Genomic DNA, 15,259 nt, shown 5'->3' on the forward strand with positions numbered 1-15,259 from the left:
ACGTGAATCGATCGACCACATCACACTGGGTCAAGCTCATGGCCGGCACTGCCGCTCTCGGCCTGGTGCTGACCGCTTGCGGCTCGGAGGACTCCGAGCCCGAGGCCACCGACAACGAGAGCTCGAGCGAGAGCACCGACTCGGCCGCACCCGCCGACGACGAGTTCACCAACGACGAGTGCCCCAACGGCTCGACGAGCGACGACTCGTTCAAGGCCGGCGGCATCCTGCCGCTGACCGGCAACCTCGCGTTCCTCGGGCCCCCCGAGGTCGCCGGCGTCGGCATGGCCGTCTCCGACATCAATGCAGCCGGCGGCGTCAACGGCGCCGACGCCTGCCACCAGATCGAGGACTCGGGTGACACCACCGACCTCTCGATCAGCACCGCCTCGGCGCGCAAGCTGATCCAGGACAAGGCCTCGGTCGTCATCGGCGCCGCCTCCTCCAGCGTCTCGCTGAACTTCGTGGACCGTCTCACTGCTGCCAAGATCACCCAGGTCTCGCCCGCCAACACCGCGGTCGACCTGAGCGGCTACTCCGACTTCTACTTCCGGACCGCTCCGCCGGACGGCATCCAGGGCAACGCCCTCGGGTCGCTGATCTCCTCCGACGGCTTCCAGAAGGTCGCCTTCATCGTGTTCTCCGACACCTACGGCACGGGTCTGCGTGACGTGGTCCAGGAGACCATCGAGGCCGGCGGCGGCGAGTGCACCTACGGCTGCAAGGGCGACGGCGACGAGTTCCCGGCCGGTCAGACGACCTTCTCCTCCGAGGTCTCTGCCGCCACCAACTCCAACCCCGACGCGATCGTGATCCTCGCCTTCGACGAGACCAAGGCCATCGTGCCCGAGCTCGCGTCGACCGGCTGGGACATGTCGGCGACCTACTTCTCCGACGGCAACACGGCGGACTTCTCCGAGGACTTCGAGGCGGGCACCCTGACCGGCGCCCAGGGCACCATCCCCGGTGCCGACGCCGCCCAGGACTTCAAGGACCGTCTGGTCGCCTGGAACGAGTACGCCTTCAACGACGGCCTCACGGACTTCGCCTACGCGGCTGAGTCCTACGACGCCACCATCCTGGCCGCCCTGGCGGCCTACAAGGGTGGGGCCACCGACTCGGTGACGGTGCAGAAGAACTTCGCTGCCGTCTCGGGTGCCACCGGAGGTGAGGAGTGCACCTCCTACGCGGACTGCACCGCGATGCTCGACGAGGGCAACGAGATCCGCTACGTCGGCCCGTCCGGCATCGGCCCGATCGACGAGGAGAACGACCCCTCGTCGGCCTTCGTGGGCATCTACACCTACAACGAGAACAACAAGAACGAGCTGACCACCACGGTCGAGGGTCAGAAGCAGTCCTGACCTCCTGACACTCGTTCGACGAGGGCCCCGCACCGATCCTGGTGCGGGGCCCTTCGTCATCCCCGGCGCGGCCGTCGTAGCCAGCCGCTGACGGATTCCCCGGGTACCCGGGGAATCCGTAGGCGTTGGGGTGTTGCACCACCCCAACGCCTACGGGACTGCCCCCACGCCTACGCCGTGCGGCGAACGTCTCCCGGACAGCGGCGGGGTCGCCGTCGAGGGTGCGGCCGGACCCGGCCGGCAAGGACTCCGCCGCGTCGAGTCGCCGCTCGAGCGCGCGTGCGTCCCGATCGTTCTTGAGGGCGCGGTAGACGTAGTTCAGCCAGCCGTCCGGTGCAGCAGGGTGCGGTGCTCCTCCGAGAGGTGCTCGGGAAGGCGCAGGACGGGGCCAGGGGCGGTCGTGGTCACCTGCGGCACTGTCCACGGACCCGACTCCATGGGCAACCGGTTCCGTCGGACGAGGTGCACGCACGACGGCCCCGGACCGAGCAGGTCCGGGGCCGTCGACGTACGTCGCGCAGGTGAGAGGGCGCTACTCCTTGCCGACCTCCTTGGCCAACGTGCCCAGGTAGAGCTCGATGACCTTGGGGTCGTTGGCCAGCTCGCGGCCGCCACCGGTGTAGGCGTCACGGCCCTGGTCGAGCACGTAGCCGCGGTCGCAGACCTGCAGGCAGCGGCGAGCGTTCTGCTCCACCATCACCACGCAGACACCGGTCTTGTTGATCTGGCGGGTGCGGATGAACGTCTCGTCCTGGCGCACCGGCGACAGACCGGCCGACGGCTCGTCGAGCAGGAGCACCGAGGGCTCCATCATCAGCGCGCGCGCCATCGCGAGCGACTGCCGCTCGCCGCCCGAGAGCGCACCGGCGCTGCGGTCCTTGCGGTCGTGCAGGTTGGGGAAGAGGTCCCACATCGCGTCGAGCCGCTCGCGCAGCTTCTTGGGGCGCAGGAAGAGCCCCATCCGCAGGTTCTCCTGGATCGACAGCGACGGGAACACGTTGTTTGACTGCGGGACGAAGCCCACGCCCATCTGCACGAGCTGGTTGGCCGCCATGTTCGTGATGTCCCGCTCCCCCAGGTGCACGGTGCCGGAGTGCACCTTCACCAGCCCGAACATGGCCTTGAGCAGGGTGGACTTGCCGGCACCGTTCGGCCCGATGATCCCGATCATCTCGCCGGGGTAGGCCGTCAGGCTGCAGCCGTTGAGGATGTTGACCCCGGGCAGGTAGCCCGCCACGAGGTCCTTGGCCTCCACGACCGGCGTCTGCCCCGCTCCGGGCACCGCCGCCGGGCTCGGGGTGGTCTCGGTGTTCATCAGTGCCCCTCCTCGCGGGCCCGGCGGGCCTCGTCCTCGTCGGCCTCGTGGTGGAGCTCTGAGATCACTTCGTCACTCAGCAGGTCGTCGTCACCCAGGTCGGTGTCGTGGTGGGCACCGAGGTAGGCGTCGATCACCGCGGGGTTGGCCATCACCGTGTCGGCGGGCCCCTCGGCCACGACCCGGCCCTCGGCCATCACCACGATCCAGTCGGAGATGTGCTGGACCACGTGCATGTCGTGCTCGACGAAGAGGACCGTCATGCCCTCGTCGCGCAGCGTCTGGATGTGCCCGAGCAGGGACTGCGTCAGCGCCGGGTTCACCCCCGCCATCGGCTCGTCGAGCATGATCATGGTCGGGTCGGTCATCAGCGCGCGCGCCATCTCGAGCAGCTTGCGCTGACCGCCGGAGAGGCTGCCCGCGTAGTCGTCCTTCTTCTCGAGCAGCTTGAAGCGGTCCAGCAGCTCCTCGGCCTTGACCAGGACAGCCGCCTCCTGGTCGCGCCACAGCGGCTTGAACATCGCCTTGGCGAGGCTCTCCCCGCTCTGGTCCTTGGCGCCGAGGAGCATGTTGTCGATGACGGTCATCCGGCTCAGCGCCTTGGTGAGCTGGAAGGTGCGGACCATCCCGGCCTTGGCCACCTTGGGCGCCGAGGTCCGGTCGAGCTTCGCGCCGTTGAAGGACCAGTGCGCACCCTTGCCGGAGGCGGGCCGGTCGAAGCCGGTGATGAGGTTGAAGAACGTCGTCTTGCCGGCACCGTTGGGACCGATCAGGGCGGTGATGAGCCCGCGCTGGACCTCGAGGTGCGAGACGTCGACGGCGGTCACACCACCGAAGTGCCGCTGGATGCGGTCCACGGTGAGGATCGGGTCGGGCTTGCTCGACCCGGGTTCCTGGACGACGTCGGCCATCAGCGCCCGACGCTGCGCGGGGTCGGCCAGGTCCTGCGACCCGGTGGCTGCCCCGTTGGGAGTGGTGGTCGTGGGCTCAGACATGGAAGCGCAGCTCTCTCTTGTTGCCGAGGATGCCTTGTGGCCGGAAGATCACGAGCAGCACCAGCGCCACGCCGACGACGACGTAGGAGAACTGCTCCGTCTGCTGGTTGCTCATGATGCTGTTGGGCACGTAGGCGCCGGACATCTCGCGGACCAGGATCCTGGCCGAGAAGAAGAGGACCGAGCCCAGCACCGGACCGAAGATGGTGGCGGCGCCACCGAGCAGCAGCGCGGTGTAGGCGAAGAACGTCAGCTGACGACCCATCGAGTCGGCCTGCACCGAACCGGTGAGCACGTAGACCATGCCGCCGAGGGCACCGAACATGCCGCCGATGATCAGGGCCTGCATCTTGATGGCGAAGACGTTCTTGCCCAGGCTGCGCATCGCCTCCTCGTCCTCACGGATGCCGCGCAGGAGGCGGCCCCAGGGGCTGCGCACCAGCAGGAAGACGATGATGCAGGAGATGCCGACGAGGCTCCAGGCCACGACCCGCACCCACCAGCCGTCCACGCTGGTGCGCGGCTCGCTCTGGGGGAAGGAGAAGAACAGCGCCAGGAACAGCACGACACCGAGGGCCGCGAGGATGAGCTTGGGGGTGGCGCTGGTGCCGATCTTGGGAGCCTCGCCATCGGCGGCCTTCATCCGCTTGCCGATGATCACGATGCCCACGATGGCCGCGATCGCGACCAGCAGGCCCAGCACACGTACGACGTCCCCGCCACCGGCGTCGCGGTAGCTGAGCGGGAGCAGCTCGAAGCTGCCGTCGCCGAAGAACGATAGGTCCATGAACGGGCCCTGGTAGTTTTTGCCGAAGATGCCCTGCGAGCCTCCGGTGAAGTCCTCGAAGGCCGCCAGGCGGCCGGTGTAGCGGATGATCTCCGCCGCCGAGATCGTCACGATGGCCAGGTAGTCGCCTCGTAGCTTCAGCGTGGGTAGACCCAGGATGAGCGAGAAGAGCACCGAGACCACCAGACCGATGAGCACGGCCAGGGCCAGCGGGATGTCGTAGGTGATCGAGATGGCCATGCCGTAGGCGCCGAGCAGCATGTAGCCCGCCTGGCCGATGTTGAGCAGGCCGGTGAAGCCGAAGTGGATGTTGAGGCCGATGACGGCGATGGCGACGGCGGCGGTGTCGGGCGAGATGGCCTCGCCGACGACCGCGTCGAGGATTCCTAGGAACTCGTTCATCTGCAGGCTCCTTCTCAGCCGACTCGGACGGCGCGTCCGAGCAGGCCCTGGGGCCTGACCATCAGCAGCAGGATGAGGATGACGAGGGCGACGGCGTACTTGAGGTCACCGGGCGCACCCAGCGGCCCGGCGAGCTCGACGACCAGGCCGATGATGATGGCGCCGACGAACGCGCCGAACGCCGTCCCCAGCCCACCCAGGGTCACCGCGGCGAAGAGCAGCAGCAGGATCTGCATGCCGGTGTCCCAGCGGATGCCGTTGCTGACCACGAGGGCGTAGAACACGCCGCCGAGGCCCGCCAGCGCGGTGGCGGCGATCCACACGAGGCGGATGATCCGGTCGACGTCGATGCCGGAGGCAGCGGCGAGCGCGGGGTTGTCGGACACCGCGCGGGTGGCCTGGCCGATCCGGGTGCGCAGCAGCACGAAGCCGACCACGCCGATGGCCACGAGCGCGACGCCCATCGCCACGAAGGACATGTCGGTCATCCGGACCGGGCCGATCTCGACGACGTCGAACGTGCGGACCAGGACCTTCTGCTGCGAGGCGCCGACGAAGAACTGGAAGGCGTACTGGGCAGCGAGGGCCAGACCGATGGTCACGATCATCATCTGGGTCAGGCCCAGGCCCCGGCGTCGCAGCGGTTGCCACATCAGCCGGTCCTGGATGTAGCCGGTGGCGCCGCAGATCACGGTGGTCAGGACGATGCCCAGCCACAGGTTGAGCCCGCCGACGTTGATCAGCCCGTAGGCGACCATGCCGCCGAGGGTGACCTGCTCCGCGTGGGAGAAGCTCGAGAGCCCTGTCGTGCCGTAGATGAGCGAGAGGCCGACCGAGGCGAGCGCGAGCAGCAGCCCGAGACGCAGGCCCTGGGCGACGCTCTGGATGATCTGCTCACCGAAGCTGGCGCCGTCGGCGTCGTAGTCGACCGAGCGGACCTCGAGGTCGGGCGCCGTGGTGCGCCCGAGCTTGACCGGGACCCGGATGCTGCCGTCCTCGGCCTGGAAGCGCGGGGCCGGCGGGATGATCTCGACGTCGTCGGGCAGCGACTCGGGGTCGATGAAGAGGAAGTAGTCCCCCGCCTCGGTGACCTGGAAGCTGTACTTCCCGTCCGCGGCGGTGGTCAGGGAGTCGACCTCGGTGCCGGCCTCGTCGCGCAGCACGACGTCGGCACCTTCGACCGGGTTGGTCCGGTTGCCGACGGTGCCGCTGACGCAGGCCGTCTGGCCGGCCTGGGCCAGGCAAAGGGTGGGGACGCTCGCGTGAGCAGCGCCGGCGCCGAGGCCCAGGGCCAGCAGCGGGGCCAGCAGCATGCCGAGCAGCACACCGACCACGGACGTTCGTCGACGTAGGCCGGGTGGCCTCGGGCTTGACTTCACGTGCGGTCTCCTCTCGCGCGCCCGGCTGGGCGCCGCCCGGCAGTCTAGGGGCACAGTGAGATCTACCTCACCACAAGCGGGAGAACTTTCGCGTGGCGCGGCACGGGCTTTACCGCGTCGTGACCTGGCTGAGACCAAAGGTGGTGCTCAGTCGTTGCGAGCCGGGTCCCCCGAGGTGCCGAGCCCGGGTCCGTGCTCGATCACGCCGTCGGCCACCTGGCGCATCGAGAGCCGCAGGTCCATCGCCGTCTTCTGGATCCAGCGGAACGCATCAGGCTCGGAGACCCCCAGCTGCTGCTGCAGCACGGACTTGGCCCGGTCGACGGCCTTGCGGGTCTCGAGCCGGTCGGAGAGGTCGGCCACCTCGGTCTCGAGCGCCTGCACCTCGGCGAAGCGGCTCAGTGCCATCTCGATCGCCGGGACCAGGTCGGTGTGGCTGAAGGGCTTGACCAGGTAGGCCATCGCCCCGGCATCACGGGCCCGCTCGACCAGCTCGCGCTGGGAGAAGGCCGTCAGCACGATGATCGGCGCGATCCGCTGGTGGGCGATCCGCTCCGCCGCGGCGATGCCGTCCAGCACCGGCATCTTGACGTCGAGGATGACCAGGTCGGGTCGGTGCTCCTCGACCATGCGGACAGCGGTCTCCCCGTCCCCGGCCTGTCCCACCACGTCGTAACCCTGCTCGACGAGCATCTCGGCGAGGTCCATCCGGATGAGCACCTCGTCCTCGGCGATGACGACGGTGCGGGCGGTCGGCGAGGAGTCAGGCACCACCACAGGTTATCGGCGCTCCGGTGTCGGCGCCCGATGAGGGCGTCGGCTAATCTGGGCCAGGCATCAGGCCGGGTTGGCGGAACGGCATACGCGGTGGTCTCAAACACCACTGTCCGCAAGGACTTGTGGGTTCGAATCCCACACTCGGCACCATTCGACGACCCGTCGTCGGCCGGTCAGCGTCGGTGCTGGCTGCCAGGCTCGGCGCATGCCCCACGTCCGGCCCTGGCTCACCGTCGAGAGTGCCCTCGCGGCCTCTGACGCCGGCGTGCCGGACCGGGACAACGCACAGGCTCACGGCGTGAGCGTCCCGACGATCCGTCGTTGGCGCCGGCACTATCAGCGAGAGGGGCTGCCTCGCGGCCAGGACCACACGACGGCGCCGTGTCCCCGGTGTGCGGATGGCCGGCTGGACGTGGGCGCCGTACCCGCGCTGGCAGTTCTCGAACACCTCCGACGACATCCGCGACCTGTGCTGCTGGGCGCTCGACCTGGTCGACGTGGCGTGGCGCCGCTCCAGCACCACGACGATCAGCGTGTCGACCCGCGCCGGCGTGGCCCGGCTCGACGAGCTCGTCGGGCTCAAGTCCTGAGCCTCAGGCCACGGGCGTCAGGCCACGAGCGTCAGGAGCGGCGGTAGGCCGGCGCGACACCGTTGACCGCGTCGCCCATCTGGTGGATGCGCAGGGCGTTCGTGGATCCGGGGATGCCCGGGGGCGCGCCGGCGATGATGACCACCAGGTCGCCCTCCTGGACGCGTCCGATCCGCAGCAGCTGCTCGTCGACCTGGCGCACCATCTCGTCGGTGTGCTCGACCTCCACCGTGCGGAACGTCTCGACGCCCCAGGTCAGCGAGAGCTGGGAGCGCACGATGTTCTCGGGGGTGAACGCCAGCAGCGGCACCCGGCCGCGCAGGCGGGCCATCCGACGGGGAGTGTCGCCGCTGGTGGTGAAGGCGACGATGTACTTCGCGCCCACGCGCTCGGCGACCTCGGCCGCGGCCTTGGCGATGATGCCCGAGCGGGTGTGCGGGTCCCAGTCGATCTCGGCGACGCCACCGACGCTGCCGGTGGCGTGGGCCGCCAGGGCGTGCTTCTCGGTGGAGGTGATGATCCGGGCCATCGTCTCGACCGCGGTGATCGGGTGCTCACCGACGCTGGTCTCGCCGGAGAGCATCACCGCGTCGGCCCCGTCGAGCACGGCGTTGGCCACGTCGGAGGCCTCCGCCCGCGTCGGCGCGGGCGCGCTGATCATCGACTCCAGCATCTGGGTGGCCACGATGACCGGCTTGGCGTTGAGCCGTGCCTGCTCGACGATCCGCTTCTGCAGGAAGGGCACGTCCTCGAGCGGGCACTCGACGCCGAGGTCGCCGCGGGCGACCATGAACCCGTCGAAGGCGTGCATGATCTCGTCGAGGTTCTCGATGGCCTGCGGCTTCTCGATCTTGGCGATGAGCGGGACCAGCACCCCCTCCTCGCGCATGATGGCGCGCACGTCCTCGGCGTCCGAGGCGTCGCGCACGAAGGAGAGAGCCACGAAGTCGACACTGAGGTGCAGCGCGAAGCGCAGGTCCTCGATGTCCTTCTCCGAGAGGGCGGGGACCGAGACCGCGACCCCAGGCAGGTTGATGCCCTTGTTGTTGCTGACCCGGCCGCCGACGACCACCTCGCACCGGACGTCGCTCTCCCCCACCTCGAGCACCCGCAGCCGGATCCGGCCGTCGTCGATGAGCAGCGGGTCGCCCTCGCTGACGTCGCCGGGCAGTCCCTTGTACGTCGTCCCGCAGATGGTGGCGTCACCGGCGACGTCGCGCGTGGTGATCGTCCACTCGGCCCCGTCCTCGAGCACGGCCGAGCCCTCGGCGAAGGTCTCCAGCCGGATCTTGGGGCCCTGGAGGTCCGCCAGGATGCCGACCCCGTGCCCGGCGTCGTCCGCGGCCTCACGCACCAACCGGTAGGTCTCGGCGTGGTCCTCGTGCTTGCCGTGGCTCATGTTCAGCCGGGCCACGTCCATCCCGGCGCCCACGAGGGCGCGGATCTGCTCACGGGAGGAGGTGGCCGGGCCGAGGGTGCAGACGATCTTGGCTCTACGCACACCCTCACCCTACCGGGACGTTGGAACGATCAAACGCCGCGGGCCCGGCCGGCCGCCGTGAGGCGGACCGACCGGGCCCGGGATGCGTCAGACCGTCAGCGGACGATCGGTCGGCTTGACGGGTGCCGGCAGCGCCGTCTCCCCCGTCAGGAAGGCGTCGACGTACGACGCGGCGGCTCGGCCCTCGGCGATCGCCCACACGATGAGCGACTGCCCGCGACCGCAGTCGCCGGCCACGAAGACGCCCGGGCGCGACGAGGCGTAGGACGCGTCCCGCTGCACGTTGCCGCGCTCGTCGAGGTCCAGCTCGAGCTGCTCGACCAGCCCCTCCTTCTCCGGTCCGGTGAAGCCCATCGCGAAGAGCACGAGGTCGGCGGGGATCTCGCGGCTGCTGCCCTCGACCTCCTGCAGACGCCCGTCCTCGAAGGTGACGTCGACCAGCTCGAGCGCGCGCACGTGGCCGTCGTCGTCGCCGACGAACCGCTTCGTGGACACGCCGTAGACCCGCTCCCCCGCCTCCTCGTGGGCCGAGGAGACCCGGAAGGTCATCGGGTACGTCGGCCAGGGCTGGCCCTCGGGCCGGGTGCCGGGCGGCTCGGGCATGATCTCGAGCTGCGTGATCGAGGCGGCCTTCTGGCGCGTCGAGGTGCCGAGGCAGTCGGCGCCGGTGTCGCCACCGCCGATGATCACCACGTGCTTGCCCTCGGCGACGACCTGGTCCTCGACGCTCTCACCGAGCGCGACCCGGTTGGCCTGGGGCAGGAAGTCCATGGCCTGGTGGATGCCGGACAGCTCCCGCCCCTCCACCTCGAGGTCACGCGCCACGGTGGAGCCGGTGGCCAGCACGACGGCGTCGTACCGGTCGGCGAGCTTGTCGCCGGTGAGGGTCCCGCCGACGTCGACGCCGGCGCGGAAGACGGTGCCCTCGCGACGCATCTGGTCCAGGCGCCGGTCCAGGTGCTTCTTCTCCATCTTGAACTCGGGGATGCCGTAGCGCAGCAGCCCGCCGATCTTGTCGGCCCGCTCGTAGACCGCGACGGTGTGGCCGGCGCGGGTCAGCTGCTGGGCCGCGGCCAGCCCGGCGGGGCCGGAGCCGACGACCGCCACCGTGCGGCCCGAGAGCCACTCCGGCGGCTGGGGCCGGACGGTGCCGGACTCCCAGGCCCGGTCGATGATCGAGACCTCGACGTTCTTGATGGTCACCGGGTCCTGGTTGATGCCGAGCACGCAGGCGGTCTCGCAGGGGGCCGGGCACAGGCGACCGGTGAACTCCGGGAAGTTGTTGGTCGCGTGCAACCGCTCGATGGCACCCTCCCAGTCGTCGCGCCAGACCAGGTCGTTCCACTCGGGGATGATGTTGCCCAGCGGGCAGCCCTGGTGGCAGAACGGGATGCCGCAGTCCATGCAGCGTCCGGCCTGCGGGGTGATGATCGGCAGCAGCGCGCGGCCGATCCCGTCGGGGTAGACCTCGTTCCAGTCCTCCACCCGCTCCTCGACCGGGCGGCGGGTGGCGACCTCGCGGCCGTCCTTCAGAAAGCCCTTGGGGTCAGCCATGGAGCGCCTCCATCATCGCGTGTGCGGTCTGGTTCTCGTCGAGCCCGTCGGCCTCGGCCTTCGCCTTGGCCTCCAGGGAGATGCGGAAGTCGCGCGGCATGACCTCGGTGAAGCGGGCCAGGGACTGCTCCCAGTCGGCCAGCAGCTCCTCGGCGACGTCCGAGCCGGTCTCCTCCAGGTGGCGTCGCACCAGGTCCTCGAGCTCGGCAGCCGCCTCGCCGACGACGGGCGCCAGCTCGACGAGCTCGCCGTTGACCCGCGACTCCTGCAGGTCGAGCACCCAGGCGATGCCGCCGGACATGCCGGCCGCGACGTTGCGACCGGTGCGGCCGAGCACGACCAGGCGGCCGCCGGTCATGTACTCCGCGGCGTGGTCGCCGACGCCCTCGGTCACCACGCGCGCGCCGGAGTTGCGCACGCAGCAGCGCTCGCCGACCCCGCCCCGCACGAAGATCTCGCCCGAGGTGGCGCCGTACGCGATCGTGTTGCCGGCGATGATCTGCTCGGCGGCCCGGAAGGTCGCCGCGCGGTCCGGACGGACCACGATGCGCCCGCCCGAGAGGCCCTTGCCGACGTAGTCGTTGGCGTCGCCCTCGAGGCGCAGGGTGAGGCCGCGCGGCACGAACGCACCGAACGACTGCCCGGCCGAGCCGAGGAAGGTGAGGTCGATGGTGCCGTCCGGCAGCCCTTCGCCGCCGTACCGCTTGGTGACCTCGTGACCCAGGATCGTGCCCACCGTGCGGTGCACGTTGCGCACCGCGACCTGGGCGCGCACCGGTTCGCCGTGCTCGAGCGCCGGCTGGGCCAGCGGCACCAGCTCGGTCACGTCGAGCGACTTCTCGAGACCGTGGTCCTGCGACTTGGTGCAGCGCGAGTCCTGGTCGGGGAAGGCCGAGCCGTCCGGCACGTGCAGGATCGGGCTCAGGTCGAGACCCGCGGCCTTCCAGTGCCCCACGGCCGACTCCACGTCGAGCGCACCGGCCTGGCCGACGGCCTCGTTGATGCTGCGGAAGCCGAGCTCGGCGAGCAGCTCGCGGACCTCCTGGGCGATGTAGGTGAAGAAGTTGACGATGTAGTCGGCCTTGCCCGAGAACCGCTCGCGCAGCACCGGGTTCTGCGTCGCGACGCCCACCGGACAGGTGTCCAGGTGGCACACGCGCATCATGATGCAGCCCGAGACCACCAGCGGCGCGGTGGCGAAGCCGTACTCCTCGGCGCCGAGGAGCGCTGCGATGACGACGTCACGGCCGGTCTTGAGCTGGCCGTCGGTCTGCACCACGATCCGGTCGCGCAGGCCGTTGAGCAGCAGGGTCTGCTGGGTCTCGGCCAGGCCGAGCTCCCAGGGGCCGCCGGCGTGCTTGAGCGAGGTCAGCGGCGAGGCGCCGGTGCCGCCGTCGTGCCCGGAGACGAGCACCACGTCGGCGTGCGCCTTGGACACCCCTGCCGCGACCGTGCCGATGCCGACCTCGGAGACCAGCTTGACGTGCACGCGGGCGCTCGGGTTGGCGTTCTTGAGGTCGTGGATCAGCTGCGCCAGGTCCTCGATCGAGTAGATGTCGTGGTGCGGCGGCGGGCTGATCAGGCCCACGCCCGGGGTGCTGTGCCGGGTCTTGGCCACCCACGGGTAGACCTTGTGCCCCGGCAGCTGGCCGCCCTCGCCGGGCTTGGCGCCCTGGGCCATCTTGATCTGGATGTCGTCGGCGTGGGTGAGGTACTCCGACGTCACGCCGAACCGGCCGCTGGCGACCTGCTTGATGGCGCTGCGGCGCTCGGGGTCGTAGAGACGCTCGGCGTCCTCGCCGCCCTCCCCGGTGTTGGACTTGGCGCCGAGCCGGTTCATGGCGATGGCCAGCGTCTCGTGCGCCTCCTGGCTGATCGAGCCGTAGGACATGGCCCCGGTCGAGAAGCGCTTGACGATCTCGGAGACCGGCTCGACCTCCTCGATCGGCACCGGACCGCGACCGCTCTCGGCGGCGTCCTTGAAGCGGAAGAGCCCGCGCAGCGTCATCAGCCGCTCGGACTGCTCGTCCACGCGCTGGGTGTACTGCTTGAAGACGTCGTAGCGCCCGCTGCGGGTGGCGTGCTGCAGGCGGAAGACGGTCTCGGGGTCGAAGAGGTGCGGCTCGCCCTCACGACGCCACTGGTACTCGCCGCCGATCTCCAGCTCGCGGTGCGCGGCCTGGACGCCACCTCGGGGGTACGCCGTGCGGTGCCGGCGCGCGACCTCCTCGGCGATGGTGTCGAGCTCGATGCCGCCGAGCTTGGAGACCGTGCCGGTGAAGTACCGGTCGACGACCGACTGCGACAGCCCGAGCGCCTCGAAGATCTGCGCCCCGGTGTAGGAGGCCACGGTGGAGACGCCCATCTTGGACATCACCTTCAGCACCCCCTTGCCCAGCGCCTTGACCAGGTTGGCCACGGCCTGCTCGGGCTCGGTGGTGACGTAGTAGCCCTGGCGGGCCAGGTCCTCGGCGGACTCCATGGCCAGGTAGGGGTTGACCGCGGCCGCGCCGTAGCCCACTAGCAGCGCCACGTGGTGGGTCTCGCGCACGTCGCCGGCCTCGACCAGCAGACCGACCTGGGTGCGGGTCTTCTCGCGCACCAGGTGGTGGTGCACCGCGGCGGTCATCAGCAGCGACGGGATCGGCGCCAGGTCGGCGGTCGAGTGCCGGTCGGAGAGCACGATGATGCGCGCACCCTCGGCGATCGCGGAGCTGACCTCCTGGCACACCTCGTCGAGGCGGGCGGCCAGCGCGGCGCCGCCGCCCGCGACGTCGTACAGGCCGCGGGAGACGTGGGTGATGAAGCCGGGCATGTCGCCGTCACGGTTGATGTGGCGGATCTTGGCCAGGTCGTCGTTGGAGATCACCGGGAACGGCAGCACCACCTGGCGGCAGGCCGCCGGCGTCGGCTCGAGCAGGTTCGACTCGGGACCGATGGTGCCGTTGAGCGAGGTGACGAGCTCCTCGCGGATCGCGTCCAGCGGCGGGTTCGTGACCTGCGCGAAGAGCTGTGCGAAGTAGTCGAAGAGCAGCCGCGGCTTCTCCGAGAGCGCGGCGATGGGGGTGTCGGTGCCCATCGAGCCGATCGGCTCGGCCCCGGTGTTGGCCATCGGCGTCACGATGACGCGCAGCTCCTCCTCGGTGTAGCCGAAGACCTGCTGGCGCCGGGTGACGCTGGCGTGGGTGTGCACGATGTGCTCACGGTCGGGGATGTCGTCGAGGTGGATCTGGCCGGCGTGCAGCCACTCCTGGTACGGGTGCTCGTCGGCGAGCCCGGCCTTGACCTCCTCGTCCTCGATGATCCGGTGCTCCTCGGTGTCGATGAGGAACATCCGGCCCGGCTGGAGCCGGCCCTTGCGCACGATCGAGGCGGGGTCGAGGTCGAGCACGCCCACCTCGGAGGCCAGCACGACGAGACCCTCGTCGGTGACCCAGTAGCGCGCCGGGCGCAGGCCGTTGCGGTCGAGGACCGCGCCGATCTGGTCGCCGTCGGTGAAGACCACGCAGGCGGGGCCGTCCCAGGGCTCCATCATGCTGGCGTGGAACTCGTAGAAGGCGCGACGGGCCGCGTCCATCTCGGTGTGGTTCTCCCACGCCTCGGGGATCATCATCAGCACCGAGTGCGGCAGCGAGCGCCCACCCATGTGCAGCAGCTCGAGGACCTCGTCGAACGACGCGGAGTCCGAGGCGCCGGAGGTCACGACCGGGAAGAGCCGCTCGAGGTCGCCGGGGATCAGGTCCGAGCCCAGCAGCGCCTCGCGGGCCCGCATCCAGTTGCGGTTGCCCATGACGGTGTTGATCTCACCGTTGTGGGCGATGTAGCGGAACGGGTGCGAGAGCGGCCAGCTCGGGAAGGTGTTGGTCGAGAACCGCGAGTGGACCACGGCCAGCGCCGAGGCGACCCGCTCGTCGACCAGGTCGGGGTAGAACTGGTCCAGCTGCTCGGTGGTGAGCATGCCCTTGTAGGCCAGCGTCCGCGCCGACAGCGACGGGAAGTAGACGTCGGACTCGCGCTCGGCGCGCTTGCGCAGGCAGAAGGCCATCCGCTCCAGCCGCATGCCGGTCACCCGCTGCGTCGCGCCGGCCACGAAGACCTGGCGGAACGTCGGCATCACGCCGAGCGCGGTGGTCCCCAGCACGCTGGGGTCGATCGGCACCTCGCGCCAGCCCAGCACGGCGAGGCCCTCCTCGGCGGCGATCTGCTCGATCCGGGCGACCGTGGCGACCACCTGCTCGTCGTCACCGGGCAGGAACGCGGTGCCGACGGCGTACGCCCGCTGCGGCGGGAGGTCGAAGCCGAGCTCGGCGGTGACCTCGCGCAGGAAGGCGTCGGGCACCTGCATCAGGATGCCGGCGCCGTCGCCGGAGTCCGGCTCGGCACCCGCGGCACCGCGGTGCTCGAGGTTGCGCAGGGCGGTGAGGGCCTGGGCCACGATGTCGTGGCTGGCGACGCCGGTCAGGGTCGCGACGAAAGCCACACCACACGCATCGTGCTCGTGGGCGGGATCGTAGAGACCTTGGGGCGGCGGGAATGCGTGCTGGTAGGGCACCGGGTTCTCCCGTCGTCGTCGCCGCCGGGGAGGAACCCTGGTC

At 70.1% G+C, this 15,259-nt stretch carries 10 protein-coding genes, 1 tRNA gene and 1 pseudogene; 4 read left to right on the plus strand and 8 right to left on the minus strand.

The window, feature by feature from the left end:
- Window positions 1-38: 38 nt before the first annotated feature.
- Entirely contained in the window at window positions 39-1,364 is a 1,326-nt protein-coding gene (locus tag I601_RS18165) for an ABC transporter substrate-binding protein (RefSeq protein ID WP_068112887.1), read from the plus strand.
- Window positions 1,365-1,896: 532 nt separating this feature from the next.
- On the opposite strand, the gene I601_RS18170 is transcribed toward I601_RS18165, so the two are convergent.
- The 5 genes from I601_RS18170 to I601_RS18190 form a co-directional block, all read right to left on the minus strand.
- Window positions 1,897-2,679 carry an ABC transporter ATP-binding protein gene (locus I601_RS18170; protein ID WP_068112890.1) on the minus strand — a complete coding sequence of 261 codons (783 nt, stop codon included), beginning with the start codon at window positions 2,677-2,679 and terminating at the stop codon, window positions 1,897-1,899.
- Window positions 2,679-3,674 carry an ABC transporter ATP-binding protein gene (locus I601_RS18175; protein ID WP_084527811.1) on the minus strand — a complete coding sequence of 332 codons (996 nt, stop codon included), beginning with the start codon at window positions 3,672-3,674 and terminating at the stop codon, window positions 2,679-2,681. The genes I601_RS18170 and I601_RS18175 overlap by 1 nt, the downstream gene beginning before the upstream one ends.
- Complete coding sequence (locus tag I601_RS18180; protein ID WP_068112897.1) at window positions 3,667-4,863, minus strand: branched-chain amino acid ABC transporter permease; 1,197 nt, start codon at window positions 4,861-4,863, stop codon at window positions 3,667-3,669. Before I601_RS18180 ends, I601_RS18175 begins: the two co-directional genes overlap by 8 nt.
- 14 nt (window positions 4,864-4,877) lie before the next feature.
- Entirely contained in the window at window positions 4,878-6,197 is a 1,320-nt protein-coding gene (locus I601_RS18185) for an ABC transporter permease subunit (protein ID WP_218917694.1), read from the minus strand.
- Between the two features lie 192 nt (window positions 6,198-6,389).
- Window positions 6,390-7,013: an ANTAR domain-containing response regulator gene (locus tag I601_RS18190; protein WP_418303072.1), complete on the minus strand. Its 624-nt coding sequence runs from the start codon at window positions 7,011-7,013 to the stop codon at window positions 6,390-6,392.
- Between the two features lie 70 nt (window positions 7,014-7,083).
- Here I601_RS18190 and I601_RS18195 point away from each other — a divergent pair.
- The 3 genes and pseudogenes from I601_RS18195 to I601_RS21780 all read left to right on the plus strand — a co-directional run bounded on the left by I601_RS18195 (window position 7,084) and on the right by I601_RS21780 (window position 7,609).
- Window positions 7,084-7,169, plus strand: a tRNA-Leu gene (locus tag I601_RS18195).
- A 55-nt stretch (window positions 7,170-7,224) separates the two neighbouring features.
- Window positions 7,225-7,320, plus strand: a pseudogene (locus I601_RS22000) (transcriptional regulator); the annotation flags it as partial.
- 97 nt (window positions 7,321-7,417) lie between these two features.
- On the plus strand, window positions 7,418-7,609 hold the full coding sequence (locus I601_RS21780; RefSeq protein ID WP_068112905.1) for a hypothetical protein: 192 nt from the start codon (window positions 7,418-7,420) through the stop codon (window positions 7,607-7,609).
- A 31-nt stretch (window positions 7,610-7,640) separates the two neighbouring features.
- On the opposite strand, the gene pyk is transcribed toward I601_RS21780, so the two are convergent.
- The 3 genes from pyk to gltB all read right to left on the minus strand — a co-directional run bounded on the left by pyk (window position 7,641) and on the right by gltB (window position 15,216).
- Window positions 7,641-9,110: a pyruvate kinase gene (gene pyk, locus I601_RS18205; protein WP_068112907.1), complete on the minus strand. Its 1,470-nt coding sequence runs from the start codon at window positions 9,108-9,110 to the stop codon at window positions 7,641-7,643.
- 87 nt (window positions 9,111-9,197) lie between these two features.
- Window positions 9,198-10,664, minus strand: a complete 1,467-nt coding sequence (locus I601_RS18210) for a glutamate synthase subunit beta (RefSeq protein ID WP_068112909.1) — start codon at window positions 10,662-10,664, stop codon at window positions 9,198-9,200.
- Complete coding sequence (gene gltB / locus I601_RS18215; protein ID WP_068112912.1) at window positions 10,657-15,216, minus strand: glutamate synthase large subunit; 4,560 nt, start codon at window positions 15,214-15,216, stop codon at window positions 10,657-10,659. The genes I601_RS18210 and gltB overlap by 8 nt, the downstream gene beginning before the upstream one ends.
- Between the last annotated feature and the right edge of the window lie 43 nt (window positions 15,217-15,259).

This window comes from Nocardioides dokdonensis FR1436 (assembly GCF_001653335.1).
GTDB lineage: Bacteria > Actinomycetota > Actinomycetes > Propionibacteriales > Nocardioidaceae > Nocardioides > Nocardioides dokdonensis.

What these genes read in the sequence shown, in the direction of transcription:
- I601_RS18165 (WP_068112887.1), top strand. Translation starts at nt 39, where the DNA reads ATGGCCGGCACTGCCGCTCTCGGCCTGGTGCTGACCGCTTGCGGCTCG.
- I601_RS18210 (WP_068112909.1), bottom strand. Translation starts at nt 10,664, where the DNA reads ATGGCTGACCCCAAGGGCTTTCTGAAGGACGGCCGCGAGGTCGCCACC.
- I601_RS18180 (WP_068112897.1), bottom strand. Translation starts at nt 4,863, where the DNA reads ATGAACGAGTTCCTAGGAATCCTCGACGCGGTCGTCGGCGAGGCCATC.
- I601_RS18170 (WP_068112890.1), bottom strand. Translation starts at nt 2,679, where the DNA reads ATGAACACCGAGACCACCCCGAGCCCGGCGGCGGTGCCCGGAGCGGGG.
- I601_RS21780 (WP_068112905.1), top strand. Translation starts at nt 7,418, where the DNA reads ATGGCCGGCTGGACGTGGGCGCCGTACCCGCGCTGGCAGTTCTCGAAC.
- I601_RS18175 (WP_084527811.1), bottom strand. Translation starts at nt 3,674, where the DNA reads ATGTCTGAGCCCACGACCACCACTCCCAACGGGGCAGCCACCGGGTCG.